28 protein-coding genes, 1 rRNA gene and 2 pseudogenes (1 of these 31 cut by a window edge) are annotated in these 25,495 nt (G+C 38.2%); 29 read left to right on the top strand and 2 right to left on the bottom strand.

Annotation, left to right across the window (positions count from 1 at the left end; all coding sequences use genetic code 11):
* The first annotated feature begins 6 nt into the window (after nucleotides 1–6).
* The 17 genes and pseudogenes from HFP47_RS07190 to HFP47_RS07110 all read left to right on the top strand — a co-directional run bounded on the left by HFP47_RS07190 (nucleotide 7) and on the right by HFP47_RS07110 (nucleotide 14,126).
* Nucleotides 7–645: a nicotinate-nucleotide adenylyltransferase gene (locus HFP47_RS07190; protein WP_179876278.1), complete on the top strand. Its 639-nt coding sequence runs from the start codon at nucleotides 7–9 to the stop codon at nucleotides 643–645.
* Nucleotides 638–1,222, top strand: coding sequence for a bis(5'-nucleosyl)-tetraphosphatase (symmetrical) YqeK (gene yqeK, locus HFP47_RS07185; RefSeq protein WP_050884267.1), 585 nt, complete (start codon nucleotides 638–640; stop codon nucleotides 1,220–1,222). Before HFP47_RS07190 ends, yqeK begins: the two co-directional genes overlap by 8 nt.
* Before the next feature lie 3 nt (nucleotides 1,223–1,225).
* A complete protein-coding gene (gene rsfS, locus HFP47_RS07180; RefSeq protein WP_179876277.1) occupies nucleotides 1,226–1,600 on the top strand; it encodes a ribosome silencing factor in 375 nt (124 codons plus the stop codon).
* An 87-nt stretch (nucleotides 1,601–1,687) separates the two neighbouring features.
* Nucleotides 1,688–2,440: a class I SAM-dependent methyltransferase gene (locus HFP47_RS07175; protein WP_179876276.1), complete on the top strand. Its 753-nt coding sequence runs from the start codon at nucleotides 1,688–1,690 to the stop codon at nucleotides 2,438–2,440.
* A complete protein-coding gene (locus HFP47_RS07170) occupies nucleotides 2,440–3,612 on the top strand; it encodes a nucleotidyltransferase (protein WP_025268451.1) in 1,173 nt (390 codons plus the stop codon). The genes HFP47_RS07175 and HFP47_RS07170 overlap by 1 nt, the downstream gene beginning before the upstream one ends.
* A 1-nt stretch (nucleotide 3,613) precedes the next feature.
* On the top strand, nucleotides 3,614–4,159 hold the full coding sequence (locus tag HFP47_RS07165; RefSeq protein WP_042251436.1) for a DUF177 domain-containing protein: 546 nt from the start codon (nucleotides 3,614–3,616) through the stop codon (nucleotides 4,157–4,159).
* A gap of 96 nt (nucleotides 4,160–4,255) precedes the next feature.
* Nucleotides 4,256–4,945: a response regulator transcription factor gene (locus tag HFP47_RS07160; protein ID WP_011680336.1), complete on the top strand. Its 690-nt coding sequence runs from the start codon at nucleotides 4,256–4,258 to the stop codon at nucleotides 4,943–4,945.
* A 12-nt stretch (nucleotides 4,946–4,957) separates the two neighbouring features.
* Nucleotides 4,958–6,058 carry a cell wall metabolism sensor histidine kinase WalK gene (locus tag HFP47_RS07155; protein WP_011680335.1) on the top strand — a complete coding sequence of 367 codons (1,101 nt, stop codon included), beginning with the start codon at nucleotides 4,958–4,960 and terminating at the stop codon, nucleotides 6,056–6,058.
* Nucleotides 6,045–6,317, top strand: a complete 273-nt coding sequence (locus HFP47_RS07150) for an acylphosphatase (protein ID WP_042251442.1) — start codon at nucleotides 6,045–6,047, stop codon at nucleotides 6,315–6,317. Before HFP47_RS07155 ends, HFP47_RS07150 begins: the two co-directional genes overlap by 14 nt.
* Before the next feature lie 71 nt (nucleotides 6,318–6,388).
* Complete coding sequence (yidC, locus tag HFP47_RS07145) at nucleotides 6,389–7,312, top strand: membrane protein insertase YidC (RefSeq protein ID WP_025268448.1); 924 nt, start codon at nucleotides 6,389–6,391, stop codon at nucleotides 7,310–7,312.
* Between the two features lie 59 nt (nucleotides 7,313–7,371).
* A complete protein-coding gene (locus HFP47_RS07140; RefSeq protein WP_042251446.1) occupies nucleotides 7,372–8,145 on the top strand; it encodes an RNA methyltransferase in 774 nt (257 codons plus the stop codon).
* Between the two features lie 77 nt (nucleotides 8,146–8,222).
* A complete protein-coding gene (gene secG / locus HFP47_RS07135; RefSeq protein ID WP_002815749.1) occupies nucleotides 8,223–8,459 on the top strand; it encodes a preprotein translocase subunit SecG in 237 nt (78 codons plus the stop codon).
* Nucleotides 8,460–8,564: 105 nt separating this feature from the next.
* Nucleotides 8,565–10,889 (top strand): ribonuclease R, encoded by a 2,325-nt coding sequence (rnr, locus tag HFP47_RS07130; protein ID WP_179876275.1) that lies wholly within the window; start codon nucleotides 8,565–8,567, stop codon nucleotides 10,887–10,889.
* A gap of 11 nt (nucleotides 10,890–10,900) precedes the next feature.
* Nucleotides 10,901–11,365 carry an SsrA-binding protein SmpB gene (smpB, locus tag HFP47_RS07125; protein WP_025268446.1) on the top strand — a complete coding sequence of 155 codons (465 nt, stop codon included), beginning with the start codon at nucleotides 10,901–10,903 and terminating at the stop codon, nucleotides 11,363–11,365.
* Between the two features lie 135 nt (nucleotides 11,366–11,500).
* Nucleotides 11,501–13,056, top strand: a pseudogene (gene rny / locus HFP47_RS07120) (ribonuclease Y).
* Between the two features lie 144 nt (nucleotides 13,057–13,200).
* Nucleotides 13,201–13,593: a DUF948 domain-containing protein gene (locus HFP47_RS07115; RefSeq protein ID WP_002815745.1), complete on the top strand. Its 393-nt coding sequence runs from the start codon at nucleotides 13,201–13,203 to the stop codon at nucleotides 13,591–13,593.
* Nucleotides 13,594–13,595: 2 nt separating this feature from the next.
* The gene (locus tag HFP47_RS07110; RefSeq protein WP_011680330.1) at nucleotides 13,596–14,126 is read left to right on the top strand and encodes a hypothetical protein; all 531 of its coding nucleotides are present in this window, start codon (nucleotides 13,596–13,598) and stop codon (nucleotides 14,124–14,126) included.
* Nucleotides 14,127–14,143: 17 nt separating this feature from the next.
* Here HFP47_RS07110 and rnhC read toward each other — a convergent pair whose 3' ends face one another.
* Nucleotides 14,144–15,055 carry a ribonuclease HIII gene (gene rnhC, locus HFP47_RS07105; protein ID WP_042251451.1) on the bottom strand — a complete coding sequence of 304 codons (912 nt, stop codon included), beginning with the start codon at nucleotides 15,053–15,055 and terminating at the stop codon, nucleotides 14,144–14,146.
* Nucleotides 15,056–15,233: 178 nt separating this feature from the next.
* Between rnhC and HFP47_RS07100 the strand changes: the two genes are divergently transcribed.
* The 6 genes from HFP47_RS07100 (at nucleotide 15,234) to HFP47_RS07075 (ending at nucleotide 20,736) form a co-directional block, all read left to right on the top strand.
* Nucleotides 15,234–15,611, top strand: a complete 378-nt coding sequence (locus HFP47_RS07100) for a hypothetical protein (RefSeq protein WP_096639514.1) — start codon at nucleotides 15,234–15,236, stop codon at nucleotides 15,609–15,611.
* Nucleotides 15,612–15,718: 107 nt separating this feature from the next.
* Entirely contained in the window at nucleotides 15,719–16,111 is a 393-nt protein-coding gene (locus tag HFP47_RS07095; RefSeq protein ID WP_011680328.1) for a cell division protein ZapA, read from the top strand.
* A complete protein-coding gene (locus tag HFP47_RS07090) occupies nucleotides 16,108–16,629 on the top strand; it encodes a CvpA family protein (RefSeq protein WP_179876274.1) in 522 nt (173 codons plus the stop codon). The genes HFP47_RS07095 and HFP47_RS07090 overlap by 4 nt, the downstream gene beginning before the upstream one ends.
* Nucleotides 16,630–16,687: 58 nt before the next feature.
* Nucleotides 16,688–19,090 (top strand): endonuclease MutS2, encoded by a 2,403-nt coding sequence (locus tag HFP47_RS07085; RefSeq protein WP_060461506.1) that lies wholly within the window; start codon nucleotides 16,688–16,690, stop codon nucleotides 19,088–19,090.
* Nucleotides 19,091–19,245: 155 nt separating this feature from the next.
* Nucleotides 19,246–19,596, top strand: coding sequence for a hypothetical protein (locus HFP47_RS07080; RefSeq protein ID WP_010279689.1), 351 nt, complete (start codon nucleotides 19,246–19,248; stop codon nucleotides 19,594–19,596).
* 63 nt (nucleotides 19,597–19,659) lie between these two features.
* Complete coding sequence (locus HFP47_RS07075; protein WP_011680325.1) at nucleotides 19,660–20,736, top strand: hypothetical protein; 1,077 nt, start codon at nucleotides 19,660–19,662, stop codon at nucleotides 20,734–20,736.
* 50 nt (nucleotides 20,737–20,786) lie between these two features.
* Here HFP47_RS07075 and HFP47_RS07070 read toward each other — a convergent pair whose 3' ends face one another.
* Complete coding sequence (locus tag HFP47_RS07070) at nucleotides 20,787–21,113, bottom strand: hypothetical protein (RefSeq protein WP_010291209.1); 327 nt, start codon at nucleotides 21,111–21,113, stop codon at nucleotides 20,787–20,789.
* Between the two features lie 256 nt (nucleotides 21,114–21,369).
* Here HFP47_RS07070 and gmk point away from each other — a divergent pair, with 256 nt between their 5' ends.
* The 6 genes and pseudogenes from gmk to HFP47_RS07040 form a co-directional block, all read left to right on the top strand.
* Complete coding sequence (gene gmk, locus HFP47_RS07065; RefSeq protein ID WP_011680324.1) at nucleotides 21,370–21,966, top strand: guanylate kinase; 597 nt, start codon at nucleotides 21,370–21,372, stop codon at nucleotides 21,964–21,966.
* A gap of 10 nt (nucleotides 21,967–21,976) precedes the next feature.
* A complete protein-coding gene (rpoZ, locus tag HFP47_RS07060; protein WP_011680323.1) occupies nucleotides 21,977–22,189 on the top strand; it encodes a DNA-directed RNA polymerase subunit omega in 213 nt (70 codons plus the stop codon).
* A gap of 39 nt (nucleotides 22,190–22,228) precedes the next feature.
* On the top strand, nucleotides 22,229–22,816 hold the full coding sequence (locus HFP47_RS07055) for a peptidylprolyl isomerase (protein WP_011680322.1): 588 nt from the start codon (nucleotides 22,229–22,231) through the stop codon (nucleotides 22,814–22,816).
* 71 nt (nucleotides 22,817–22,887) lie between these two features.
* Nucleotides 22,888–23,271 carry a CvfD/Ygs/GSP13 family RNA-binding post-transcriptional regulator gene (locus HFP47_RS07050; protein ID WP_011680321.1) on the top strand — a complete coding sequence of 128 codons (384 nt, stop codon included), beginning with the start codon at nucleotides 22,888–22,890 and terminating at the stop codon, nucleotides 23,269–23,271.
* 6 nt (nucleotides 23,272–23,277) lie between these two features.
* Nucleotides 23,278–23,648, top strand: a pseudogene (locus HFP47_RS07045) (hypothetical protein).
* Between the two features lie 331 nt (nucleotides 23,649–23,979).
* A 16S ribosomal RNA gene (locus HFP47_RS07040) occupies nucleotides 23,980–25,495 on the top strand (it continues 35 nt past the right edge of the window).

The following is a 25,495-nucleotide window of genomic DNA, read 5'->3' as shown; positions in this document are numbered from 1 at the left end:
ATGGCTATGATTGGAACATCAACAACTGCACTAAAACATCAATTAGAACTAGAACCAAGTGAGACCAAACATCGTATTGGAATTTTTGGTGGTACCTTTAATCCACCGCACGTTGGGCAGTTGGTTTTAGCAGAATGTGTTGGGAAACAGCTTGGACTTGAAAAAGTTTATTGGATGCCTAATGCACAGCCGGTTGATGCTACTCATGCTAGCGCAATTGAACCGTCTTATCGAATGCAATTGGTTCACATGGCAATTTTGGATAATCCTTTTTTTGAACTTGAATTATTGGAAATCCGTAATGGCGGTGAATCTCATACTTACCAATCAATGAAAGAACTTGTGGATACGCATCCAGAAAATGAATATTATTTTATCATGGGTGCAAATACAGTGAGAAAGTTACCCACTTGGGATCATATTGATGAGTTAAGTCAAATTGTTACGTTTGCTGCAGGTGTCCATTCTGGACAAGAGACAACGTCCGATTATCCCGTGCTATGGTTTGATGTTCCAAACATTAGCGTCAGCGCTTCAGAAGTACGGACGCGAATTCGTATGAATCAGAGTATTAATTATTTGGTGCCAGAACGTGAAGCACTATTTATTCGAGAGTACGATTTGTATAGAGGCATATATGACTAAGTATTTTAATGGTACAATTACTGATTTAGAAGCAAAAATTTCCGAAAAATTATCTGATTATCGTTACCAGCATGTTTTGCGTGTACGAGACTATGCAGTGAAATTGGCCAAGGCCAATGATGTTGATGTTGACAAGGCAGAAGTTGCTGCTTTGGTCCATGATTATGCCAAAGAGCGATCAGATAATGATTTTTTAAAGGTTATTGAAGCCCAGCATATGGATCCAGATTTGATTAACTGGGGAAATTATGTCTGGCATGGTATTGTCGGGGCGGAAATGATCCGTAACGAGCTAGGAATTGTTGATGAAGATATATTAACTGCTGTCCGTCAGCACACAACAGGTGCGGGCGCTAGTATGAATAAGTTGTCACAAGTTATATTTATGGCAGATTATTTAGAATTAGGTCGTGATTTCAAAGGGGTAGAGGAAGCCCGTACGATTACTGACCAAAGTTTAGCGCAAGGCATTAAATATCAAATCGTTCATACCTTAGCACGTTTGATTCACAAAGAAACACCAATTTATCCTAAATCACTTGAAACGTATAATTATTGGGTTAAGAAAGAAAAATAAAATATGACAACAACAGCATTAAATGTACAAGATACTTTAAATACTGCCGTGGAGGCAGTTGATAATAAGAAAGCAAATAATATTGTTGCACTTGATATGCGCAAAGTGAGCTTAATGGCAGATTACTTCGTCATTGCAGACGCTGCGTCTACACGACAGGTGCAAGCTATTGCTACGGAAGTTAAAGATAAAATACAAGAAGCGGGCGGATCGGTTCGCTTTATGGAAGGATTCCAAGCAGGGGAATGGGTTCTTATGGACTTAGGGAATGTTATCGTCCACATATTCTCGACAGAAGGTCGCGATTTTTACAACCTAGAACGTTTGTGGAATGATGCCCCCTATGTTAATCTTGATAATCTATTAACAGAAAATTAAGCAAAATCGAGGCCACTGTCTCGATTTTTTAGTTTGTAAGAACAATAATATAACCGTTCAGACCGACACCATGTTAAAATTAAAATTATGAATAATGAAATAAATAACAATTACTCTACATTTGCGGAAAAATATGACCAACTGTTTGATTCAGAATTATATCAAGAGTGGGTTGATTTCGTGACAAAAAATAGTAAAGCTACATCTATTATGGATTTAGGTGGGGGTGCTGGACGATTAGCAGTTTTATTAGCACAGCTTGGCTACACTGTTGATGTGCTAGACTTGGCACCTGAAATGCTGTCATTGGCACAAAAGCATGCTAATGATGCAAACGTTGACTTATTTTTGTTGCAAGCTGACATGCGTGACTTTTCTGATTGGAAAAAGGAATACCCTATCATTGTTAGTTTTGCAGATGCTTTAAATTATTTACCAAATTTATCTGATTTTAAATTAGCTATTCAACAAGTGTATGACCATTTAGCGGTTGGCGGACAATTTTTATTTGATGTGATAACACCTTACCAGGTTAACGTGCTGTACGATAATTATTACTACAATAATGATGACGACGATGAAAACATTTTTATGTGGACTAGTTATCCTGGTGAGCAAGAGAATAGTGTTGACCATGACTTAAAGTTTTTTGTGTATGATGAGGCAATTGACGCTTTTAAGATTATGCGCGAAATTCATCATGAGCAAACCTATGATTTAAAGACATATCAAGAAACCTTAAGAAGTGCTGGTTTTCATAATATTGAAGTTTTTGCGAACTTTGGACAAAATAATATTGATGAAAACACAGAACGTTGGTTTTTTAGGGCGGTGAAATAATGCAAGCAGTCGGAATAATAACGGAATATAATCCATTTCATAATGGGCATATTTATCATATTCAACAAGCCAAGAAATTAACTGGTGCGGATGTAGTTGTGGCCGTTATGTCTGGTAACTTTGTGCAACGTGGTGAACCAGCCTTATTTGACAAATGGCAAAGAACACAAATGGCTTTGGAAAATGGTGTGGATTTAGTCATTGAGTTACCCACTTTTTTTGCAGTGCAACCAAGTCATATTTTTGCTGATGGAGCGATTCAATTATTATCCGCTCTTGGTGTCGATAATATTGTATTTGGCAGTGAGCATCCAGAGGTTGATTTTCTATCCATAGCTAAACAAGCACCAACTATTGCAGAAGGACAAGAATTTAAGAATCATACGCAAACCTTTGCTAGTGCGTATGCTAAACAATTAGAGGCTGAAACTAGCTTTAAACTGGAAGAGCCTAATGATATTCTAGCGCTTGGTTATGCTAGTGCTATTCTAAACCAGCAGGCTAACATTGGCATTATACCTATTCAACGCGCTGAAGCAAATTATCATGATGCCAACTTTACAGACGAACAATCGATTGCCTCAGCGTCATCTATTCGTTTAGCTTTACACAAGGGAAAAACTGAAAAAATCAAAAATGTGGTGCCTGAAGCGACCAAAGTAGCATTGGCTACCGCTGCCAATACTATTGATTTCGAAAGTAATTTCTGGTCAATGCTGAAGTACCGGTTAACAACAGATACAGTTGGTCAGCTAGGTCAAATTTATCAAATGGCCGAAGGGTTGGAGCATCGTTTTGCTAAAACAGCTCTAAATGATTCTGGTCCACAAAGCTATCAAAGCTTTATTAAATCGACCAAATCTAAACGTTATACGTTTACTCGAATACAGCGTACATTATTATATACTTTGCTTAATATTAAGGTAGACCAGATGCAAGCAGCTATGCAGGACCCATACTTGCGTATTCTAGGATTTACTTCAACGGGGCAGCAATACTTAAATGAAATTAAAAAACAAGTAACATTGCCCCTTATCAGTAAAGTTGATTCAAGTTTGGCTAAAAGTAATCTGCGCTTAGATTATAAAGCTGGTAAAGTGTGGCAATTACTGGCAAATGAAGGTGCGCCGACACAAGATGTGACACGAATGCCATTATATTGGGAGAAATAGTATGAAATATGCAAAAAATCAATTATTAAAATACCGTCAAAGTCCGTTAATTATCGAAGAAACTTTGAATTTGGAGGAACAAGCTAAAAGTCGTTTTTCAGAAACTGTCTTAGCGTTATCACCCCTTGAAGTTACGGGGAGCATTAACTATTTAGATAATGATGATATCACTTTAGACGTGAATGTTCTAGGAAATATCACAGTACCATCTTCACGGTCATTAGACCCCGTGGTTGTGCCAATTAATTTAGCATTTTCTGAATTATACATTGAAGATGAGAGTCGTCTCAAGGATTTTGAAGAAACCGAGGCTGTTTTTGTACTTGAGAATGATTCCTTAAATGTGGACGATGCTATTTTGGATAATGTTATAGCAACTTTGCCTTTACAGATTTTAACGCCTGAGGAAGAGACCGGCGATAATTTGCCCTCCGGAAAAGATTGGCATGTTATCAGTCAAGAAGCTTATGAAAATGAGAAAATGATAGAAGACGAACCCAAAATTGACCCTCGATTGTCAAAATTAGACGATTTTTTCAAAGAATGAGAAAACACTTGCAAGAGTTAAACAAATGCTCTAAAATAAAGGGAAGTAATACAAATAGACTCGGCTTCTGCCGATTTAAAACATTGAGGACAAAAAATGAGTAAAGTATTGATTGTTGAAGATGAAGAAAACTTGGCAAAGTTTGTTGGTCTTGAGCTTAAACATGAAGGATATGAAGCTGAAACGGTGAATGATGGTCGTTCTGGGCTAGATTTAGCATTAGAAAATGATTACGATGTTATTTTGCTCGATTTGATGTTGCCTGAACTAAACGGTTTAGAAGTTGCACGTCGATTGCGTGAAGTTAAAAAAACACCAATCATTATGATGACTGCTCGTGATTCAGTGATTGATCGTGTTTCTGGATTGGATTATGGCGCTGATGATTATTTGGTAAAGCCATTTGCAATTGAAGAATTATTGGCTCGTATTCGTTCGCTTTTGCGCCGTATTGCAATTGAGACTGAAACAAACGATAAGCATCGTTCAATTATTAACTTCAAAGACCTCCGTATTGAAAAGGAAAATCGTATTGCACGTCGCGATGATCAAATTATTAATTTGACAAAGCGTGAATACGACTTGCTATTAACATTAGTAGAAAATATTAATGTGGTTCAATCTCGTGAGCAATTATTGAAAGAAGTTTGGGGTTTTGATTCTGAAGTAGAAACGAATGTTGTTGATGTGTATATTCGTTACTTGCGTAATAAGATTGATGATCCTGAAAGTAAGGCATCATATATCCAAACGGTACGTGGTACTGGCTACGTGATGCGCAGCTAATTCTAATTAATTATGGACAATAATGAAAAAGAAACAACTAAAAAAGCTGTACGCCGATTCTCACTGCGCTGGCAGTTAGCACTTGGAATGGCGTCCGGCTTTTTTGTTATATTTATAGTATTTGCTTTATTGCTTTCTGGGTTGATAAAGCATCACTATGGTGCACTGCCGAATGAAGTTATTTTTTGGTTGTGGGTTATTATTGCTTTCGGTGGTTTGGCAATATTCATATTTGCACTTATCTTAACTAAAGTAATTTTACGACCAGTCCGATTAATTGAAACCACCATTGAAGCTTTTGAAGATGATCCGATGACAGAAGTACGTGCCAGTGAAGTTGGTGCAAATGATGAGTTTTCTGATTTAACACGTATTTTAAATCGCACAATTGACCGTCTACAAGCATTAATCAGTGCGCAACAGCAATTTGTTTCAGATGTTTCCCATGAACTCCGTACGCCGGTAACAATCGTGAAAGGCCACATGGAACTTCTGAATCGCTGGGGTAAAGATGATCCAGAGGTCTTGGAAGATTCAATCAAATCCTCTCTGGCAGAAGTACAACGAATGGAGACACTGATTAACGAAATGCTCAATTTAACACGTGCTGAGCAAATTCCAGTTGACAACGTGAAAGAAATTACTGATGTTGGCGGTACAATGCATCGTGTTTATGACAACTTTAAAATGATACATCCTGACTTTTCTTTTACCCTAGATGATGATTTATCAACGAAGGCAAGGGTTAAGATTCGTCAAGATCATATGGAACAAATTCTAATTATTCTAGCTGACAATGCTGTAAAGTATTCTCTAGATCGTCATGAAATTCATTTTGCCTTGTCACAGACCGCAAATCGTGTTGAAATTGGCGTACAAGACTTCGGTGAAGGGTTGAAACCGGAAGATGCAAAACGTGTCTTTGATCGTTTTTATCGCGTTGATAAGGCGAGATCACGAGCCAAAGGGGGAACTGGGCTGGGACTAAGTATTGCTCAACGTTTGGTAGAGGCTTATGGTGGTACAATTGCATTAGAAAGTGCAGAAGGCTCAGGGTCAATTTTCACAGTATATTTACCTTTGTACGTTGAGGAAAAAAATGAAAGCAATTGAAGTTGATGTTTTTGGTTTAGTACAAGGTGTTGGTTTTCGGTGGTTTGCACAACGAACTGCACAGCAACACAATATTGTTGGTTGGGTAAGTAACCAAACAGACGGTTCTGTTAAAATACAAGCTCAAGGTTCACAAAGTGATTTAATAGATTTTTTGTCGATGCTCGAGAAGGGGCCAGGCTTTTATAGTCGCGTTGACAAAGTTATCACAACAAATATTCCATTGTTTGAAACAAATGACTTTGCTATTCGTGGGTAATTCTTGCTATAATAGTATCTTGTAATTGTGCGCAACTTTTTTAACATGATTTTCAAGGAGAAACCCTGATTATGAAACAATTAAAACGCGTTCTGACGTTTGCGTTTGTTATTTTTGATATTATTTTGCTTACTGGTGGTTATAATCAACACAGTAGAATGTATCGTTGGATTGGTCAGCCATTGGCTGAATTAATGACTAATATCGCTCATTTTATCGGTGGTGTAAACGGTATTGGGTGGGCAATTATCGTTATAACTGCAATTTTCCGCTTGATTTTGTTACCATTTTTCTTGAATCAACAAGTTAATACAACTGTCAATCAAATTAAAATGCAGAAGTTGAAGCCGGAAATTGATAAATTACAAACTTTATCTCGTAAGGCAGCTACGACAGAAGAACAACAAAAAGCTAGTATGGCGATGATGTCATTATATCGAGAAAATGATGTCAGTGTTATTGGTGGCATTTCATTTTTGACAATGGCAATGCAATTGCCTATTTTCTCAGGATTATATTCTGCTATTTTGCATGCACCAGCTTTGCAGGGTGCATCCTTCTTAGGATTTGACCTTGGGAAACCACAATTAGTTTTTGCCATCGTTGCCGGTATTATTTATCTAATTCAGGCTTGGTTAATGATGCAACATATGCCTGAGGAACAACGTAAGACATCAGCTGCAATGATGTTTGTTAGTCCTGTAATGATTTTTGTTTTTGCTATGATTGCAAGTGGTGCTATTGGCCTATACTTCGTTATCGGCGGTATATTTGCTTTAATCCAGACATTAATTCAACACTATCAACGTCCTGGTTTAGAAAAACGCGTTACAGCTGAATTTAAAATTCAAAAGACTGCTGATGATTTAATGGCAGAGGATATTAAAGTACCAAATGCCAATGCAGGAAACACAAAAGTTACTGATGCGCCAAACGTTGTAAAAAATCAAAACAAAAAGAATCGCAATGCTGGGAAGCAACAGCGGTCGAAGTAAGTACGTCAATTTTTTGACGTACTTTTGTCAGTTCTTAGAAAGAACAGAAAGAAATACACATGGAAAGAATTATTTCAAATCAAAATGCACGTGTGAAAGCATGGGCAAAACTTGCAACAAAGAAAGGTCGTCAAGAGAATCATACTTATTTGCTCGATGGCTTGCATTTAGTTGAAGAGGCGGTTAAGGCTGGTGCAAAATTCCATGCAATAATGGCTACAGAAAAACAAATGGCTGACTATCTCCCAAATGTGCCTCATGGTGTTCCGGCTTTTGAAATCAGTGAAGAAGTTGCCAAACATATTGCTGGTACGAATACTCCACAAGGTATTTTTGCAGAGATTAGTTTACCTGAAAAGACATTTGATCCCAGCTATGTTCACGATGGTGCATGGTTGTTGTTAGATAAGATTCAAGACCCTGGAAATGTTGGCACATTAGTGCGAACAGCAGACGCAGCAGGTTTTAAAGGTGTTGTTTTAGGTGCTGGCACAGCTGATGCATTTGCTCCCAAAGTTGTACGTGCTATGCAAGGATCTCAATTCCATTTAGAAGTCTTGAATGGAGACTTAAGCGAGTGGGTTGCTGCCTTGGCAACTAATAATCTTCCAGTTTATGGTTCACAATTAAATGAAAAAGCAAAATCATATCGCGATGTTGAACCAAGCACACAATTTGGTTTAATTGTTGGTAATGAGGGACAAGGCATGTCAGCTGATTTAGCAGAAAAAACAACAGCCAACTTATACATTCCTATTCAGGGACAGGCTGAAAGTTTGAATGTAGCTATTGCTGGTGGTATTCTAATGTTTAGTTTGGCATTGGGAAACTAATAACATTTTGCCAAAATTGGCGATTTAGCGTAAAATTTGCTATAATAAATGTTAACGATTTAATAGAGGATATAACTGTGGAAAAACTACTTACTATTGCTCTAATTGTTGTAGGCTTTTTGCTTATTATGACAGTTATGATGCAACCAAGTAAACAACAAGATGCATTATCAGCATTATCAGGTGGCGCAGGAGATTTGTTCGCAGAACGTAAGTCGCGTGGATTTGAAGCTGTTATGCGTCGTACAACAGCAGTGCTTGGGGCATTATGGTTTGTCATTGGATTTGCCTTAATGTACATTTCAGCACATTAAAAAAATCAGTTTACGCTTTTTTCGTAAACTGGTTTTTTTTATCTCAATTTATAGTAAATAACATACATACTACATGGTAGTAAATTAAACTAACAAGGAAAACATATGGAACTAGAACAATTAAAATCACAGCTTACTGGCTTCTTGAAAGCTAACCGTGAGCAAATATTTACCGCACAAAACTTAGCTGACGGCTTAAGAATGACAGATAGCCAAGAATACAAGCAGGTTGTCAATGCTTTAAACGCTAGTGTACGTGACGGGGATGCTATCGACATCAAAAATGGTTATCAATATAACAAAAATGCTGGCTATACAATTGGCGAGTATCGTGCTAATGATAAGGGCTTTGGGTTTGTTAAATACGATGACGAATTACCTGACTTTTTTATTAACCCAGAAAATACACTACAAGCAATGCAGGGCGATACGGTACGTGTTTCAACATTAAAACCATCACCAACACCAGATCGTGGACCAGAAGGTAAAGTAGAAGAGATTCTTGAACATGCTTACGAGCGTATAGTAGGTACTTTTTCATTAGGTTCAGAAGCTCGCAACATGATTGGTGAATTACACCTCAGCGACAAGAAAACAATGAATTTTAAAGTGTTAGTTAGCGGTGACGGATTAACACCTAATGATGGTCAGGTAGTCGTAGCGGGAGTTACTCGTTTTCCTGATAAAATCCATCCACGAGAAATAATTGCTACGGTAACCGAAACACTTGGATATAAAGATGAACCAGGAATGGACATCTTACAAATCGTCTACAGTAAGAAAGTTCCAAATGAATTCCCGCAAGAGGTGTTAGATGATGCACTCGAAATTCCAAGTGAAGTTTCCGAATCTGAATGGGCTGGCCGAGAGGACATCACAGAGCAAACATTAGTTACAATTGATGGTGCTGACACGAAAGATATTGACGATGCTGTAGTTGCTTGGAAGTTAGACAATGGCAACTACCATCTGGGTGTGCACATTGCAGATGTTTCACACTATGTGACGGAAGGTTCTAGTATTGATGCTGAGGCTTATAATCGCGGTACATCTGTCTATCTGACTGATCGTGTTATTCCAATGCTGCCTAGAAATATATCTAACGGTATTGCTTCATTAAATCCAAACGTTGTGCGTTTGGCAATGTCTGCAGAGATGGAAATTGATCCACAAGGAAATGTAGTGAATCATAGACTTCATACCTCAGTTATGAAATCTCATGCTCGTATGACTTACGATGCAGTCAATAAAATTTTAGAGGGTGATGTTTTCGTCCAAGATGAGTACGCAAAATTAGTACCCATGTTTAAAGTGATGGGTGAGCTACATGAAATTCTGTATAATATGCGTAAAAAGCGTGGCGCAATAGAATTTGATGCACCTGAGGCACAAATTATTGTTGATGAAGATGGTAAAGCCACTGATATTAAGTTGCGAGAACGCGGTACCGCTGAACGAATGATTGAATCCTTCATGCTAGCGGCCAATGAAACCGTTGCCGAGCATTTTGATAAACTTAAAGTACCATTCTTGTACCGTATTCACGAGACGCCTGATGCTGATCGTGCTAAGTCGTTTTTTGAATTTTCAAAGGCTTTAGGGCACCCAGTTGTTGGTGATCCAAGTAAAGTAACACCGATCATGTTACAAAAGTTAATGGAAGATGTTGCTGGTGATCCTGCTGAACAAATGATTTCTACGATGATGTTGCGCGCGATGAAGCAAGCGAAATATTCACCGGATCCAGTTGGACACTTTGGTTTGGGTGCGGAGTATTATACTCACTTTACTTCACCAATTCGACGTTACCCCGATTTGACAGTTCATCGGTTGATTAAATGGTATGAGAGACATGGTCATGGTGTTCAAGCACAAGAAAAGTATGCTAGTCATCTTGGTAAAATTGGTGAAGATACAAGCTCACGTGAGCGTCGAGCCATTGATACTGAACGTGACGTTGATGCTTTGAAGAAGGCTGAATACATGATGGATAAAGTTAACCTTGAGTTTGATGGAGTAGTCAATTCAGCGTTGAAGTTTGGCTTGTTCATTAGTCTTGAGAATACAGTTGAAGGACTGGTTCATATTTCGAACTTAACTGATGATCATTATGAGTATGATGAGTCTCATGCTGCATTAATTGGCCGTTCGAAGCATCGTATTTTCCAAATTGGGCAAAAAGTACGAGTCAAGGTTTTGCGTGTTAATAAAGATGAGCGCGTAGTTGATTTTGTATTGGTTAATCCAGAAGATGCGCCAACGACAGATATTCGTGTAGCTTCAAAGGCACATGGTAAGTTCGGTAAAGGTCGCAATCGTGATGAGAGGCGTAAAAACGAGCGCCGTGGTAAATCAGAAGGACCACGTCCAAAGAGAGCACCCTTAGATAGTAAACAGGGGCATAAACAGGATAGCAAACGTAACTTTTAAGGTGGTTTGTCATGGCAAAAAAGAAACAAAATACTGAAAATTATCTTGCTCAAAATCGTAAAGCGCGATTTAACTATGCCATTGCGGAAACTTTTGAAGCCGGTATCTCATTAACGGGAACGGAAATTAAGTCAGTTCGGGCGGGTCAAATTACCATAGGGGATGGATTTGTAACGGTACACAATGGTAATGCTTTACTAACCAATGTGCATATTTCCTCTTATGTGCAAGGGAATCAATTTAATGTTGATCCATTACGGACTAGACAATTATTGTTGCACAAACGAGAAATTCGAGTTCTTGAGAAAGCAACGCAGGAACAAGGTGTAACCATTGTCCCTTTGAAGGTTTATTTAAAACATGGCTTTGCTAAAGTTTTAATCGGTATAGGTCGTGGAAAGAAAAAATATGATAAACGAGAAGATATTAAAAAACGTGATCAAGAGCGAGAATTAAGCCGTCGATTTAAAAATTAGGAGCTAAAACGCTCTTTTTTATTTTTGTAAAACAACTCATCGGTCTCTGGAATACTCTATTGACCCGTCATGAATTAACATATATACTTAATATATGTGAAATCTAATATTCACAAGCTGAAAGGATATACTAACATGGTAGTTACAATCATTTCAGTGTTTTTCGCAATTGTGATTGGTCTTGGTATTGGATACTATGTGCGCAAGTCACAAGACGCGCATAAAGTTATTTCTGCCGAGCAAATGGCAACTAACATTCTTGAACAAGCAAATAATGAAGCTAAAAGTTTGAAACGTGCAGCAGAAGTTGATGCTAAAGATTTGGCACAAACTTATCGAAATCAAGTTAATGATTCGTATAATGATCGTCAAAAGCATCTGCAGCAACAAGAACAAAGGCTAGAAGATCGCATCAATAACCTCGATAAAAAAGATGCGGCCTTGAATCAACGTGATGCATCATTGATTCAAAAAGAAAATCAAGTACAGACACGCCTTGATGACGCAGATAAAAAAGAAGTATTAGCACAGAAGTTGTTGACTACACAACAAGACAAGTTGGAAGAAATTGCTCAACTGTCTCCTGATGAAGCTAAGAAACAAATTTTAAGTGAAACTAAAGCAAGTTTGACTCGTCAACGAGCAGCCTTGATTAAAGAAGCGGAAGAAGAAGCAACTAGCGAAGCTGAGAAGCGTGCTCGTAATATTATTGTGCAAGCTATTCAACGTTCCTCAGCTGATTCTGTTGCTGACGTGACTGTCTCTGTTGTCAATTTGCCAAGTGAAGATATGAAGGGAAGAATTATTGGTCGTGAAGGCCGTAATATTCGTACTTTAGAATCCCTAACTGGCATTGATTTAATTATTGATGATACACCAGAATCAGTCGTTTTGAGTGGATTTGATCCTGTTCGACGTGAAATCGCAAAAATGGCATTAGATGCCTTAGTTGCGGATGGTCGAATTAATCCGTCTCGTATTGAAGAAATGGTTGAAAAATCACGACGTCAAATGGATGAAACGATTCGTGAAAAGGGTGAACAAGCTGTCTTTGAACTAGGATTACGAGGCATGCACCCAGACTTAATTAAGATGATAGGGCGTATGAACTATCGAACTTCATACGGTCAAAATGTGCTCCAGCATTCAATCGAGGTCGCAAAACTTGCGGGAATGATGGCAGCAGAGCTTAAAATGGATGTTGCGCTTGCGAAACGCGCTGGATTAATACACGATATTGGAAAAGCAGTTGATGCTGAGGTCGAAGGTTCCCATGTGGAATTAGGCGTCAGATTAGCTGAGAAGTTTAATGAGAAGCTAATTGTAATCAATGCAATTGCTTCTCATCATGGTGATGTTGCAGCAATCTCGCCGATTGCTGAGTTAGTAGCTGCGGCTGATGCTATTAGCGCTGCTCGTCCGGGGCTCGTAGCGAGTCACTAGAAAATTATGTGCAACGTTTAAAGGATCTTGAAGCGATTGCAAATAATTATCAGGAGGTTCACACAGCATATGCTATTCAAGCAGGTCGAGAAGTGCGCGTGATTGTTGAACCTACAAAGGTTACAGACTTGCAAGCTAAAGTATTGGCACACGACATTAAGTCGGATGTCGAAGAAAAACTGGAATATCCCGGACATATTAAAGTTACGGTTATTCGAGAAACACGTGCAATTGACTATGCACATTAAGCCATGATAAATAATACACTAATAAAAAAGTCGTTCGTAGAGCGTCTTTTTTTGTTATAATTAATACAAGTGAGAATGTTTTAAATTTTTCATAAAAAGTTAAACAAAGTATAATCATAACTATGATATTTAGCGGAGGATTTTATGGAACCAGGACAATTAGCATTAATTATATTTGCCGTAGCCTTTCTACTTTTGGTGATTTTTATTGGCATATTCTTGTTACGTCTAACACGTTCATTGGGTGTTATAACAATGGATGTCGATACGATCGCACGTTCAAGTAATGAGATTTTGGGAAATGCTAATGTATTGCTAAATGATATCAATGGCAAAGTTAAAACCCTTGATCCAACGGTACAGGCAATGGCTGATTTATCAGTAACTGTGTCAAAACTAAATAATTCAGCGCAAAATGTGACTCACAAGTTTTCAGGTGTTAAGGCCGGTGCAACTGGTGTGGCGGCTGCTATGACTAAAAACGCAACAAAAGCGGCTATGGGTAAGTTTAGAAATAAAAAGAAGACGGAGGTCTAATTATGTCAAAGACAAAAGTATTTATTGCAGGTGTTTTAGCAACTACGGCAGCATATGTTGCTTATAAAGCATTGCCTAAAGATAAGCAGGATGAATTGTCAGCCAAAGCACATAATACGGGTGCATTGCTACGTGATAAGGCTTATGATGCTGCTTACAATGCAGCGGATGTAGCGGCTGATGTGACAGAAAAAGCCAAAGAAAAAACCGCTGCCTTGAAGACGGATAGTCAAGAAAAATATGCTGACCAAATTGACGCTGCAACTGAAAAAATTAAGGATTTAACAGATCAAGCAGCGCCATATGTTGATAAAGCTAAAGATTTTGTTACTCCTTATATTGAAAAAACACAAGATGCACTTACTGATTTACGAGATAAATTCGCCAGTGAGGATATCGAATTAACACAAGATGATGTTGATTTGGAAGAAGCTTTGGCTGATTTGGCCGATGATGAAAATGTAAAAGATGCTGAAGCATCATCGATTAAAGATGACGATACTTCAGAAACAACAGCAAAACCAGAAGCATAAATAAAAAAGCAGAATGTCTATAATAGGCGTTCTGCTTTTTTAGTGTTGGCAAAATGTAGTTTAGCGTAGTGTTTCAAATCAATACCTCGTCGTAATAATTCCGCAGCAACAGTATCAACTTCACGTCCTGCACCAATAGGCAGCTTGATACCAGCTTCGACACTTAATTTAGACATGGCGTCTAATTCTACTACACGAGCTAAGATAGAAGCAGCGGCGACACTCAAATGATATTGCTCTCCTTTAGTAGTGAAGTATACATTTTCATGGATTATCCGTTGTTGCTTGGCATTCTTGAGATAATTAAAGTATGTGCTTTGTTGTGCAAATTGATCAATTAAAATGGCTTGGGGTGTGATTGGGAAAATTTTATCCAATACTTTACCTAAGGCAAAATTATGAGAAATTGCTTTCATCTGGTTCACATTATGCAATGGCTGCAGTTGATTATATTTTTCAGGCATTAAATTAACAACATGATGAGGTAGCTTAGCAATAATTTGAGGAGCAATTTTTTTCATTCTGTCATCTGTTAAGGTTTTGGAGTCAGCAATACCTAGTGCTCGCACCCACTCTAAGTTTTCTTGGGATACATAAACGGCGGCTGTTGTTAGTGGACCAAAATAGGCACCAGCACCTACCTCATCAGAACCTAGAACCGACCAGTTAGCGAAATCAGCTGGAAGAGTTGTGCTCATTTTTTTAGGCGTGTCAAGACTGTGAATTGAATTTGATTGCCACTTAGCAGCCTCAGCACTAGCAGTTTTGCCTTGAAACATGACTTTACCAGAGTAGTAGCCAGTTACAGTGGCAGATCCACTACTAATTGAGAACAAGGCTCCAGTAGGCACTTTCTTACTGGAAAATTGACTATAATAATGAGCCATTTGTTTTAATTTTTGATTATTGACTTGAATAACTTTTTGCATATTAGCAGTATAGCAGTTTTTGGCACTGTGTGTTTAGAAAAAAATTCATCTTATTATTATTGGTTTTCTACTTGTTAGTGATAACATTCTCAAAATCAGTTTGAGATATGTTAATATTATATAATCGCAGTATGGGTTATTGCTGTTGAATTATAGTCACATGGGGAGAAAATAAAGTATGTTAAAAACTAAGTCACTATTAATAGCCATAATAATAGTAGTAGTTTTTGGTGGGGTAGCTATTCTGTTGTGGGAGTTCACGACGGGGGCAGATTACACAGTGATGAATAAAGATGATGAAAGGAAATTTTATCAGGTTCTTCATAAAACTGATGTGTCTGATAAAATCCTCCAATTTAAAATTAATGATAAAGTGATTAAAGGGGATTCAATACTTTTGAATTTGCCAGAAAATAATAATAAAAAGGTTAGCATTTTAGTTGATAATAATCATATTGATAGGATATTTAAAGTTGGAGATATAATTACGGTAAAACTTAATCGTAGTGTAAAAATTAGAGATAATTTCTATGTTGTGAGCGCCGATATTAAATAATTCATGAAATGAAAGGATAGTCTCCAGTTTTTCCAGTGCTCATTAACTAAACTAACGGTGTTGGTAGTTTTTCCGCGCAATTATGGGATTTATTGTATAATTAAAGTATGACAAAACAACAAAGAAGACAATACAAGGCAACTATTGCCGGTAAAACATATGTTATTTCTGGGGAAGCGAGTCTGCCCCATTTTAAATCAACAGAGGAATTACTTAATAAACAGATTAAGCAAATTAAAGTTGTTGCTCCAAAGTTGTCACAATTGGATCAGGCGATTCTTTTGACATTCAATTCAATATCTGATCAGTTGTATAAACAAGCGGAAATTGATGAATTACGTGAAAAAATAGCTGAAATGCAAGCAGAAATTAATTTGCTACAATCGCAAAAAGAAAGGCTGAAGCCTAAAAAAAGTGCCGTTTCAAGTATTATCGCTACAGCTAAGCAAGAAAGCCGTACGCGCGCATCAAACAAAATATTTAAGGAAACTGACAAATGATTTTATTAGGATTGGCAATAATTTTTATTTTAATTACTATTAGAATGGGTTATCGCATGGGATCAGTCAATGCGGTGCTTCGTTTTATATTGTGGGTAATTGTTTGGTATATTGCCATTAAATTTTCTAAGCCGTTTGGACAGCTATTAACTGATTTTGTCTCGGGGCAATTTGTGCGAACGACAATACCACAGAGTGTTGTTGGTGACGGTTCACAATTTTTAGCATCAGGATTAGTATTTACAATAATATTCATCCTGGGTGGCATTGTTAGTCACTGGATATTAAAATCTTTTAGCGTTGTCCGACACATTCCATTATTGGGATGGTTTGACGCGATCCTCGGTGGTCTGCTGTATGGTATCATGGGCGCTGTTATAGCATTTTTTGCCCTAGAACTACTGTCTGTAATGCCTAACGTCTGGATCCAAGACCAATTCTTAAAAACGCCGCTATTAAACGATATATTAGACAATATGCCATTTTTTGCTAATCAAATATATAATTGGTGGCTATAGAATCTGACATAGAACAGAATCTAGTAACATTTTTGTTCTAGATATTTGGGAAGATAAAATGAATCAAAAAGTACTACAAACATTAGAATATGACAAAATCAAGTCACAACTGAGTGATTTTTTATCAACGCCCATTGGACGACAAGAAGCAGACGCGCTGCAGCCAATTACTGATGTACATATAATTAATTATTGGCTCCAAGAAACAGCAGATGCGATGATGATTGATCGTTTGAAAGGCGGCATCCCGCTAGCTAAATTAGCCGATATCACACCGCATTTGAAAAGACTAAATATTCAAGCAAGTTTAAGTGCTACTGAATTAGCTGAAATAGGAAATGTTTTACGTAATACAAGTGCTATTTCTAATTTTTTCATACAGATGAAAGATGAGTCAATTGGTGAATCTTTAGAAGTGCTTATTGAACAAGCTGAGCAATTAGAAACGTTGCCTGAGGTTACCAAATCAATTCAAACTGCTATTGACTCAACTGGTCGTATTAATGATGAAGCATCATATGAGTTAAAATCAGTTCGAGGCAAAATAGTCGGTCACGAAAATGCCATTAAAAATAAGATGCAGGAATTTACTAAAGGCAAAACTGCACAATATTTGAGTGATCCGATTGTTACTATTCGAAGTGATCGGTATGTTTTACCAGTAAAAGCAGAGTATAGAAGTCAATTTGGTGGTGTTGTTCATGATCAAAGTCAAACAGGATTGACACTTTATATTGAACCACAAGCTGTTGTTGAATTGAGTAACAAACTAAGCGAGCTTCGCGTGAAAGAAAATGCAGAAGAGCAGCGAGTGTTGCAAGAACTATCAGCAGAATTAGAGCCACATACAAATGAGATTCAACAAAATGTTCGAATTTTAGGGCACTTTGACTTTGTTAATGCCAAAGCGCGGTTAGCAGCCCGCTTAGATGCTATGCAACCAACTGTCAGCGTAGAGAACCACATTAGCTTGCGACAAGCTTGGCATCCACTGCTGGATAAAAAAATTGCAGTAGCTAACGATATAAGCCTTGGGGATAGCTACAAAACTATCATTATTACTGGTCCTAACACTGGTGGTAAAACGATCACGATTAAAACGCTTGGGCTATTACAATTAATGGCTCAATCTGGATTATTTATAACGACAAGGCAACCCTCTACGATAGGTATTTTTGATGAAGTTTTTGCAGATATTGGTGATGAACAATCAATTGAGCAAAACTTGTCTACCTTCAGCTCTCACATGGCCAACATTGTGTCAATGCTTGACCACATTGATGATAAAACATTAGTTATTTTCGATGAACTGGGCGCTGGAACTGACCCGGCAGAAGGGGCGGCACTAGCAATTGCTATATTAGACAAAGTTGCTAGCCTAGGGGCGTATACGATAGCTACGACACACTATCCTGAGTTGAAGTTATACGGTTATAATCGACTAGAAACTAAAAACGCTTCCATGGTGTTTGATGTGGAAACATTACAACCAACTTATCAATTCTTGATGGGTGTGCCAGGACAATCTAATGCTTTAGCAATTGCGAAGCGTTTAGGATTTGGCGAAGATGTCATTGGTGCAGCGATGGCTTTGACTGACGAATCGGATCAAGACTTGAATAATATGATTGCTGATTTGGTTGCACAGCGAGATGAAGTCAAAAAAAATAATGAAGAACTTAGATCACAACTAAAGGCGACGGAAGAAAAGTCAGAAGCCTTAAGCGAAGAACAAAGTAAGTTGGAAAAAGAGCGCGCGCATGTTATTTTAGACGCTAAAAATGAAGCTAATCATATTGTCGCAGCAACCAAAAAACAGGCAGAGCAATTGATTAGTGAAATTCGTAAAGAGCGTTTAAGAGCAGGACAGCGTGGTGAGTTAACTGAGCAAGAACTGCAAGCCAGAAAAGGAAAGCTAGATCAGTTACGGCAGAATGACTCTTTGGAAAAAAATAAAATTTTGCAAAAAGCAAAAAAGGTAAAAGAATTAGCCCCTGGGGATGAAATTACCGTCCGTTCTTACAGCCAGCAGGGTACTTTAGTCAAAAAGCACAAGAATGGTCAATGGGAAGTGGAGATGGGCATTTTAAAAATGCTTGTTGATGAAGACGATATTGTTAAAACTGAAGCAACTGTGAAGGCTCAAAAAGGTAAAGCTAAGAAGAAACAACAAAAAATTATTCGAAAAACAACAAGCAGTGGATCAACGCGGGCTTCTGTAAAATCGTCATTGGACTTGCGTGGTGTACGTTATGAAGCTGCTTTAACCGAGCTAGATCGATATTTAGATACGGCAGTATTAGCAAACATTAGTCCTGTTGAAATTATACATGGAAAAGGCACAGGTGCGTTGCGTCAAGGTGTTACCGAGTTTTTGAGATCTGATCGTCGCGTGAAGTCGTATCATTTTGCTAGTGCAAATGCAGGTGGTGACGGTGCAACGATTGTGGAATTGAAGTAATTTAACTATTGATTAAGAAGAAGGCTTTCTCGTCGAAAGCCTTCTTCTTTCGTAAGAACGGGTAATAAATTGGGATTAATACGACGAACATTGATTGTTCAATTTGATTGATTTTTTATAGTATACTTGTATTGAAACTATTTTAAGGAAAACACATGGCAAAAGAAAAATTTAACTCTCAAGAATTTTTATCATCATTATTTCATTATGCGCACGGATTTAACTTTAATCATATTATTTTTGATGCAAACAGATATAGGGTCTCAGTTAGTTTGATGCGCAGGTCAGCAACATACGGGAATGCAGAAATGTTTTATGTGTCTGCGGATCCAAAGGAATTTGCCCCAGTGATGTCAGCTATTAATAGTGCAATTGAAATTGCCGAATTAGAGGGCAAGCAACAGGCAACCGTTGTCACACCTAATTTAGAGCGTAACGAGCAAGTATTTCAGTTCAAGTTACGCGAGTTTGGTAGTGGGAAGTACAATCTAGATTTGAGTATTTAAAAAGGAGGATGTGTTGAATGCAGATCACGAATTATAAGTGATTTAATTTGATACTTTTATGATATGAAACAAGGGAAATCAGCGCAAATAAAAAAAATGCGTCATATAAAATCAAAGCAGAAATTCACTTCAAAAAGTGTATTGCCAGAATTTAACTACAATGATTTTGCGGGCTTTTTGCGTGCACGATATTATTTGACATACAATACTAAATATTCTACAGAAACATTTGAAGTAGCTTCTTTTTTCTTGGATGACGTGATTGCTACGATTGTGCAACAAAATTTTACAAAATTTACTAGCAACGAACGGGCCACAGTTAATTTGAACGAGGTTATGCAAGCAGCATTAGTGAATAGCGATGATCGTGATTGGCGTTACTTTGTACTGTTGGTACCCGTCTTGTATGATATGCAACAATTCTTGGTAAAAGAAAGTAGTGTTAACAAGAGATTTATCGCTCACGCACCAAAATTTGATATTAATTTTTGGCGTATGATTATGCGCACGGTAATCGCGATTAATTTTTTCAAGTGGCAAGGTAAAGATGTTGCGGAAATGATGAAAACGTCAAACGCCATTGATGAACTGCAATTTAAGTTTTTGTCAGAAAGTGAAGATGATGATGACTTTAATCTTGAAATTATTAATGAAACATTCCGCGGACTATCACCTAAAATGAAGCCTTTGAAGAATACTGATGATGTGCAAAAATTGCAACCATCGTTGTCACCAGACGAAATGCAAACAGAAATTGAATTTGCTGATAAAAGTCTACAAAAGTTCCAAGAAGCTTCTGTTAAAGATGTTGTCAGTGATAATGTCATTAATATGCTTCATGCCTTTCACGAGGGAATGGCACGCGAGTTTAATGCAACTCACAAATTATGGCGAGCAAATTTGTTAAATGCATTTGCTGAAAAACATCTGTTAGATTATTGGACACCACAGTGGCGTGATTTAGATGGCATTGGTGGTGAGGTCAAATCTTATTTAACTTTTTTGAGTAGTAAAAAAGCCCTCACAGGATTAGGTGACCTTGTAGCAGGGACTCTTGATATTGATCGTTATATTGATGTAATTGCGATTAATTCTTTACTTGAAAAGTTAGATATGAAAGATATAGAGAAACTTAGTTAAAGCACAACTATGATTGTGCTTTTTTACGTACACATATGGTTGGCTGACAGTCAATTAAATGAAATGTGTCGAATCATTCCTGGTGTTATATTAGAGAACTTATGAGTCTTATAGGATTGCACAAAAAGCTGGCCATGATTATTTTGGTAAATGTATCCAGACAACTGCGTAATGCGCTCATTGAACAAAGAATCATTGAGCTGAACGGTTACAGGATCAGTTGTATTTAGCGCTAGTTCTAATCGTACAATGATTTCCTGTGCATTTAATTGGCGCTTTAAAGGCACTGCTTTTTTTGAAGCAACGTATTTAATAAGTTTTTGAAGTAAATGATGTAATGGTGCTTGAAATTGATGTTGGACAATATAATTTTGCATACCAGTCTTCTCCACTCGTTATTGTATAAATTTATTATACGAACAAATGTTCAAATAAGCAAATCATGGAAAGTTTCTTAAACGTTTCTTGAATATTATTATGATCATTATGTTGATAAATAGGCATATTCTGTTTATAAAGTCTATATTTGTCTATACGAACAAATATTCACTACAGTGGCTGTATTTATGTTAACATTGATATTGTGGCTGTACATTGCTATAATATTCTTATTAGTTTATAAAGAGGAATATTATGACTCAGCGTGGTTTATTAATCGTACTTTCAGGACCCTCAGGTGTCGGAAAAGGCACTGTACGTAAAGCAATTTTTGAAGAAGAAAGCATTGATTTTCAATATTCGATTTCCGCTACAACACGTCAGCCCCGTGCTGGAGAAGTAGACGGTGAAGATTATTTCTTTGTAACCCGTGAACAGTTTGAAGAAAAAATTAATAATGGTGACATGTTAGAGTATGCAAAATATGTCAGCAACTATTACGGAACACCTAAAAGCTTTATAGACGAGACGTTGGCGAGCGGGCGTGATGTTTTTTTGGAAATAGACGTACAAGGTGCCTTGCAAGTTAAATCAAAAATGCCAGAAGGTATTTACATATTTTTGACACTTCCGGATTTGGCAAATCTACGCGACCGTTTGGTCGGCCGTGGTACAGATTCTGCTGATGTGATTGAAAAACGAGTTGCAGCGGCGCGTGACGAACTTAAAATGATGATTAATTACGATTATGCTGTTGAAAACGATGTGGTTTCAAACGCAGTTGAACGAATCAAATCAATCATTACAGCAGAACGCCTACGCGTAACGCGTGTATTTGATAAGATACAATAAGGAGAGAGACATGTTACTATATCCATCAGTTGATAAGCTATTAGAAAAAGTTGACTCACGCTATAAGCTAATTGCTTTAGGCGCAAAGCGTGCTCGTGAATTGGATGCTGGTTTACCAGCAACTCAAGAAACATTTGAATCGAATAAGTCTGTTGGGCAAGCGTTAGAAGAAATTGAAAATGGCGCTGTCATTATTGACCCCAAATTTGAAGACGAAGTATAAACGCCACTAGGCGTTTTTTATAATTTTAGGAGAAAATTCATGGTAGATTATCCACAATTAGACGCTGCTAATTATAGTGGCCCTGTTGCAATTTTTAAAACAAATAAGGGTGATATTAGAATTAAATTGTTTTCTGATATTGCGCCAAAAACTGTCGAAAATTTCATTACACATGCAAAAAATGGATATTACAACAATGGCATTTTTCATCGTGTGATCAGTGACTTTATGATTCAAGGTGGCGATCCTGAAGGAACCGGTATGGGCGGTGAAAGTATTTGGGGCGGCAGTTTTGAAGATGAGTTTAGCGATCGTTTGTTTAATACGTATGGGGCTCTTTCGATGGCTAACGCTGGTCCTAATACGAATGGATCGCAGTTCTTTATTGTACAGGCATCTAATTTTCCATCACAAATGGTTTCGGCATTGCGTGATTTACCGGCAGAGGTAGCTGATTTTTATCGACAAAAAGGTGGTACACCATGGCTTGATGGCAAACATACCGTGTTTGGTCAAGTGATTGAAGGATTAAATATTGTCGATGAAATAGCGAAAGTAAAAGTTGATATGGCGGATAAGCCACGTGTAGACGTAGTTATCAATACGATTGAGATAGCAGGTGCATAACCTGCTTTTTTATTGTTCAAAAGAACGAACAACTAAGAGACCATGATATAATGAAACATAGAGGCAAAATAATGAAGTATTCTGTAGGTCAAAAACTAAAAGGACGCATAACAGGGATTCAACCATATGGGGCATTCGTATCATTAGACGATCACACACAAGGATTAATTCATATTTCGGAATGTAAATCTGGTATTGTCCGTGATTTGAATGGTGAATTAAAAGTGGGCAAAGAAGTCAATATCGTAATTATGGATATTGAACAGTATAATGGCAAAATAAGTTTATCATTGCGTCAAGATGAAATGATAAACACTAACAAAAAAATGATGGGCAAAAACCACAATTTTAAAAAACGTTTTTGGACAAACTATCATTTAGAATACGGCTTTACATCTATTGCTAATAAACAGAATGAATGGATTGAAGAGGCACTTGAGCGTCTCGGAAAGTGAGTAAATATGTCGTTGATAGCAGTTACAGCAATTGCAGTGAAAGATAATCTACCTTATTTTTTGGTACAAAAAAAGAAAATGGCTACCAGTTCTTCACTACAAAGATGCATAAACACAATAATGATACATCCTTGGGAGCAGCACTACGCGGTTTAAAAGAGTTGGGGGCAGTAAATTTTGATGATTGGCGTCTTGGTGAATTGACTAGCGTGGAAGTTGAGGGTGAGTTGTTATCAATTTATTCTTTTGAGGTAAAAGATACTGAGAATATTGAACAAGAATTAAATTTTAAACTTAAATTCATGCCGGCCAATAAGATTCATGAGCTCTTAAAAACCTTAAAAACCACATTATTTGTCAGTTTTGAAGAAAATTGAAAAAAAGGTTGACTTTTTTAATAAAGCGAGTATAGTTATAGGAGTTGTTTCTTACGAAGCAGCAACGTAAGAGCAGTGAGGTCGACGAAAACTTCTTAAAAGAAGTAGTTGACAAAGCGAAACGAGCGTGGTAAGATAATATAGTTGTCTCAGCGACAACGAGTAGCACATTGAAAACTGAACAAAACTTTGAACAAACGAATCTGTAGCTGTTACGTAAAGTAACAAAAACAAATTTGCGAAGTCAATTCGTAACAAACAATAAACGGATTACGTTATAGAGATATAGCGAAATATAGTCAGTTTAATCGAAGAGCAATCTTCAAATTTTCAAATTGAGAGTTTGATCCTGGCTCAGGATGAACGCTGGCGGCGTGCCTAATACATGCAAGTCGAACGCACAGCGAAAGGTGCTTGCACCTTTCAAGTGAGTGGCGAACGGGTGAGTAACACGTGGACAACCTGCCTCAAGGCTGGGGATAACATTTGGAAACAGATGCTAATACCGAATAAAACTTAGTGTCGCATGACACAAAGTTAAAAGGCGCTTCGGCGTCACCTAGAGATGGATCCGCGGTGCATTAGTTAGTTGGTGGGGTAAAGGCCTACCAAGACAATGATGCATAGCCGAGTTGAGAGACTGATCGGCCACATTGGGACTGAGACACGGCCCAAACTCCTACGGGAGGCTGCAGTAGGGAATCTTCCACAATGGGCGAAAGCCTGATGGAGCAACGCCGCGTGTGTGATGAAGGCTTTCGGGTCGTAAAGCACTGTTGTATGGGAAGAACAGCTAGAATAGGAAATGATTTTAGTTTGACGGTACCATACCAGAAAGGGACGGCTAAATACGTGCCAGCAGCCGCGGTAATACGTATGTCCCGAGCGTTATCCGGATTTATTGGGCGTAAAGCGAGCGCAGACGGTTTATTAAGTCTGATGTGAAAGCCCGGAGCTCAACTCCGGAATGGCATTGGAAACTGGTTAACTTGAGTGCAGTAGAGGTAAGTGGAACTCCATGTGTAGCGGTGGAATGCGTAGATATATGGAAGAACACCAGTGGCGAAGGCGGCTTACTGGACTGCAACTGACGTTGAGGCTCGAAAGTGTGGGTAGCAAACAGGATTAGATACCCTGGTAGTCCACACCGTAAACGATGAACACTAGGTGTTAGGAGGTTTCCGCCTCTTAGTGCCGAAGCTAACGCATTAAGTGTTCCGCCTGGGGAGTACGACCGCAAGGTTGAAACTCAAAGGAATTGACGGGGACCCGCACAAGCGGTGGAGCATGTGGTTTAATTCGAAGCAACGCGAAGAACCTTACCAGGTCTTGACATCCTTTGAAGCTTTTAGAGATAGAAGTGTTCTCTTCGGAGACAAAGTGACAGGTGGTGCATGGTCGTCGTCAGCTCGTGTCGTGAGATGTTGGGTTAAGTCCCGCAACGAGCGCAACCCTTATTGTTAGTTGCCAGCATTCAGATGGGCACTCTAGCGAGACTGCCGGTGACAAACCGGAGGAAGGCGGGGACGACGTCAGATCATCATGCCCCTTATGACCTGGGCTACACACGTGCTACAATGGCGTATACAACGAGTTGCCAACCCGCGAGGGTGAGCTAATCTCTTAAAGTACGTCTCAGTTCGGATTGTAGTCTGCAACTCGACTACATGAAGTCGGAATCGCTAGTAATCGCGGATCAGCACGCCGCGGTGAATACGTTCCCGGGTCTTGTACACACCGCCCGTCACACCATGGGAGTTTGTAATGCCCAAAGCCGGTGGCCTAACCTTTTAGGAAGGAGCCGTCTAAGGCAGGACAGATGACTGGGGTGAAGTCGTAACAAGGTA

The sequence above is a fragment of the Leuconostoc sp. DB-1 genome, from assembly GCF_013414845.1.
GTDB classification, from domain to species: domain Bacteria; phylum Bacillota; class Bacilli; order Lactobacillales; family Lactobacillaceae; genus Leuconostoc; species Leuconostoc mesenteroides.
Note: the sequence above shows the minus strand (reverse complement) of the source record. Positions and strands in the feature narration are given on the sequence as shown.

Bases quoted from the DNA above. Each gene is read 5' to 3' on its own strand.
- HFP47_RS07095 (WP_011680328.1), top strand. From the start codon at position 15,719: ATGACAAAACAACAAAGAAGACAATACAAGGCAACTATTGCCGGTAAA.
- rnhC (WP_042251451.1), bottom strand. From the start codon at position 15,055: ATGCAAAAAGTTATTCAAGTCAATAATCAAAAATTAAAACAAATGGCT.
- HFP47_RS07160 (WP_011680336.1), top strand. From the start codon at position 4,256: ATGAGTAAAGTATTGATTGTTGAAGATGAAGAAAACTTGGCAAAGTTT.
- HFP47_RS07070 (WP_010291209.1), bottom strand. From the start codon at position 21,113: ATGCAAAATTATATTGTCCAACATCAATTTCAAGCACCATTACATCAT.
- HFP47_RS07050 (WP_011680321.1), top strand. From the start codon at position 22,888: ATGAAGTATTCTGTAGGTCAAAAACTAAAAGGACGCATAACAGGGATT.
- HFP47_RS07085 (WP_060461506.1), top strand. From the start codon at position 16,688: ATGAATCAAAAAGTACTACAAACATTAGAATATGACAAAATCAAGTCA.
- rsfS (WP_179876277.1), top strand. From the start codon at position 1,226: ATGACAACAACAGCATTAAATGTACAAGATACTTTAAATACTGCCGTG.
- HFP47_RS07190 (WP_179876278.1), top strand. From the start codon at position 7: ATGATTGGAACATCAACAACTGCACTAAAACATCAATTAGAACTAGAA.
- HFP47_RS07110 (WP_011680330.1), top strand. From the start codon at position 13,596: ATGTCAAAGACAAAAGTATTTATTGCAGGTGTTTTAGCAACTACGGCA.
- HFP47_RS07140 (WP_042251446.1), top strand. From the start codon at position 7,372: ATGGAAAGAATTATTTCAAATCAAAATGCACGTGTGAAAGCATGGGCA.
- HFP47_RS07090 (WP_179876274.1), top strand. From the start codon at position 16,108: ATGATTTTATTAGGATTGGCAATAATTTTTATTTTAATTACTATTAGA.
- HFP47_RS07055 (WP_011680322.1), top strand. From the start codon at position 22,229: ATGGTAGATTATCCACAATTAGACGCTGCTAATTATAGTGGCCCTGTT.
- yqeK (WP_050884267.1), top strand. From the start codon at position 638: ATGACTAAGTATTTTAATGGTACAATTACTGATTTAGAAGCAAAAATT.
- HFP47_RS07175 (WP_179876276.1), top strand. From the start codon at position 1,688: ATGAATAATGAAATAAATAACAATTACTCTACATTTGCGGAAAAATAT.
- smpB (WP_025268446.1), top strand. From the start codon at position 10,901: ATGGCAAAAAAGAAACAAAATACTGAAAATTATCTTGCTCAAAATCGT.
- rnr (WP_179876275.1), top strand. From the start codon at position 8,565: ATGGAACTAGAACAATTAAAATCACAGCTTACTGGCTTCTTGAAAGCT.
- HFP47_RS07075 (WP_011680325.1), top strand. From the start codon at position 19,660: ATGAAACAAGGGAAATCAGCGCAAATAAAAAAAATGCGTCATATAAAA.
- HFP47_RS07170 (WP_025268451.1), top strand. From the start codon at position 2,440: ATGCAAGCAGTCGGAATAATAACGGAATATAATCCATTTCATAATGGG.
- HFP47_RS07150 (WP_042251442.1), top strand. From the start codon at position 6,045: ATGAAAGCAATTGAAGTTGATGTTTTTGGTTTAGTACAAGGTGTTGGT.
- HFP47_RS07080 (WP_010279689.1), top strand. From the start codon at position 19,246: ATGGCAAAAGAAAAATTTAACTCTCAAGAATTTTTATCATCATTATTT.
- rpoZ (WP_011680323.1), top strand. From the start codon at position 21,977: ATGTTACTATATCCATCAGTTGATAAGCTATTAGAAAAAGTTGACTCA.
- HFP47_RS07155 (WP_011680335.1), top strand. From the start codon at position 4,958: ATGGACAATAATGAAAAAGAAACAACTAAAAAAGCTGTACGCCGATTC.
- HFP47_RS07165 (WP_042251436.1), top strand. From the start codon at position 3,614: ATGAAATATGCAAAAAATCAATTATTAAAATACCGTCAAAGTCCGTTA.
- yidC (WP_025268448.1), top strand. From the start codon at position 6,389: ATGAAACAATTAAAACGCGTTCTGACGTTTGCGTTTGTTATTTTTGAT.
- gmk (WP_011680324.1), top strand. From the start codon at position 21,370: ATGACTCAGCGTGGTTTATTAATCGTACTTTCAGGACCCTCAGGTGTC.
- HFP47_RS07100 (WP_096639514.1), top strand. From the start codon at position 15,234: ATGTTAAAAACTAAGTCACTATTAATAGCCATAATAATAGTAGTAGTT.
- HFP47_RS07115 (WP_002815745.1), top strand. From the start codon at position 13,201: ATGGAACCAGGACAATTAGCATTAATTATATTTGCCGTAGCCTTTCTA.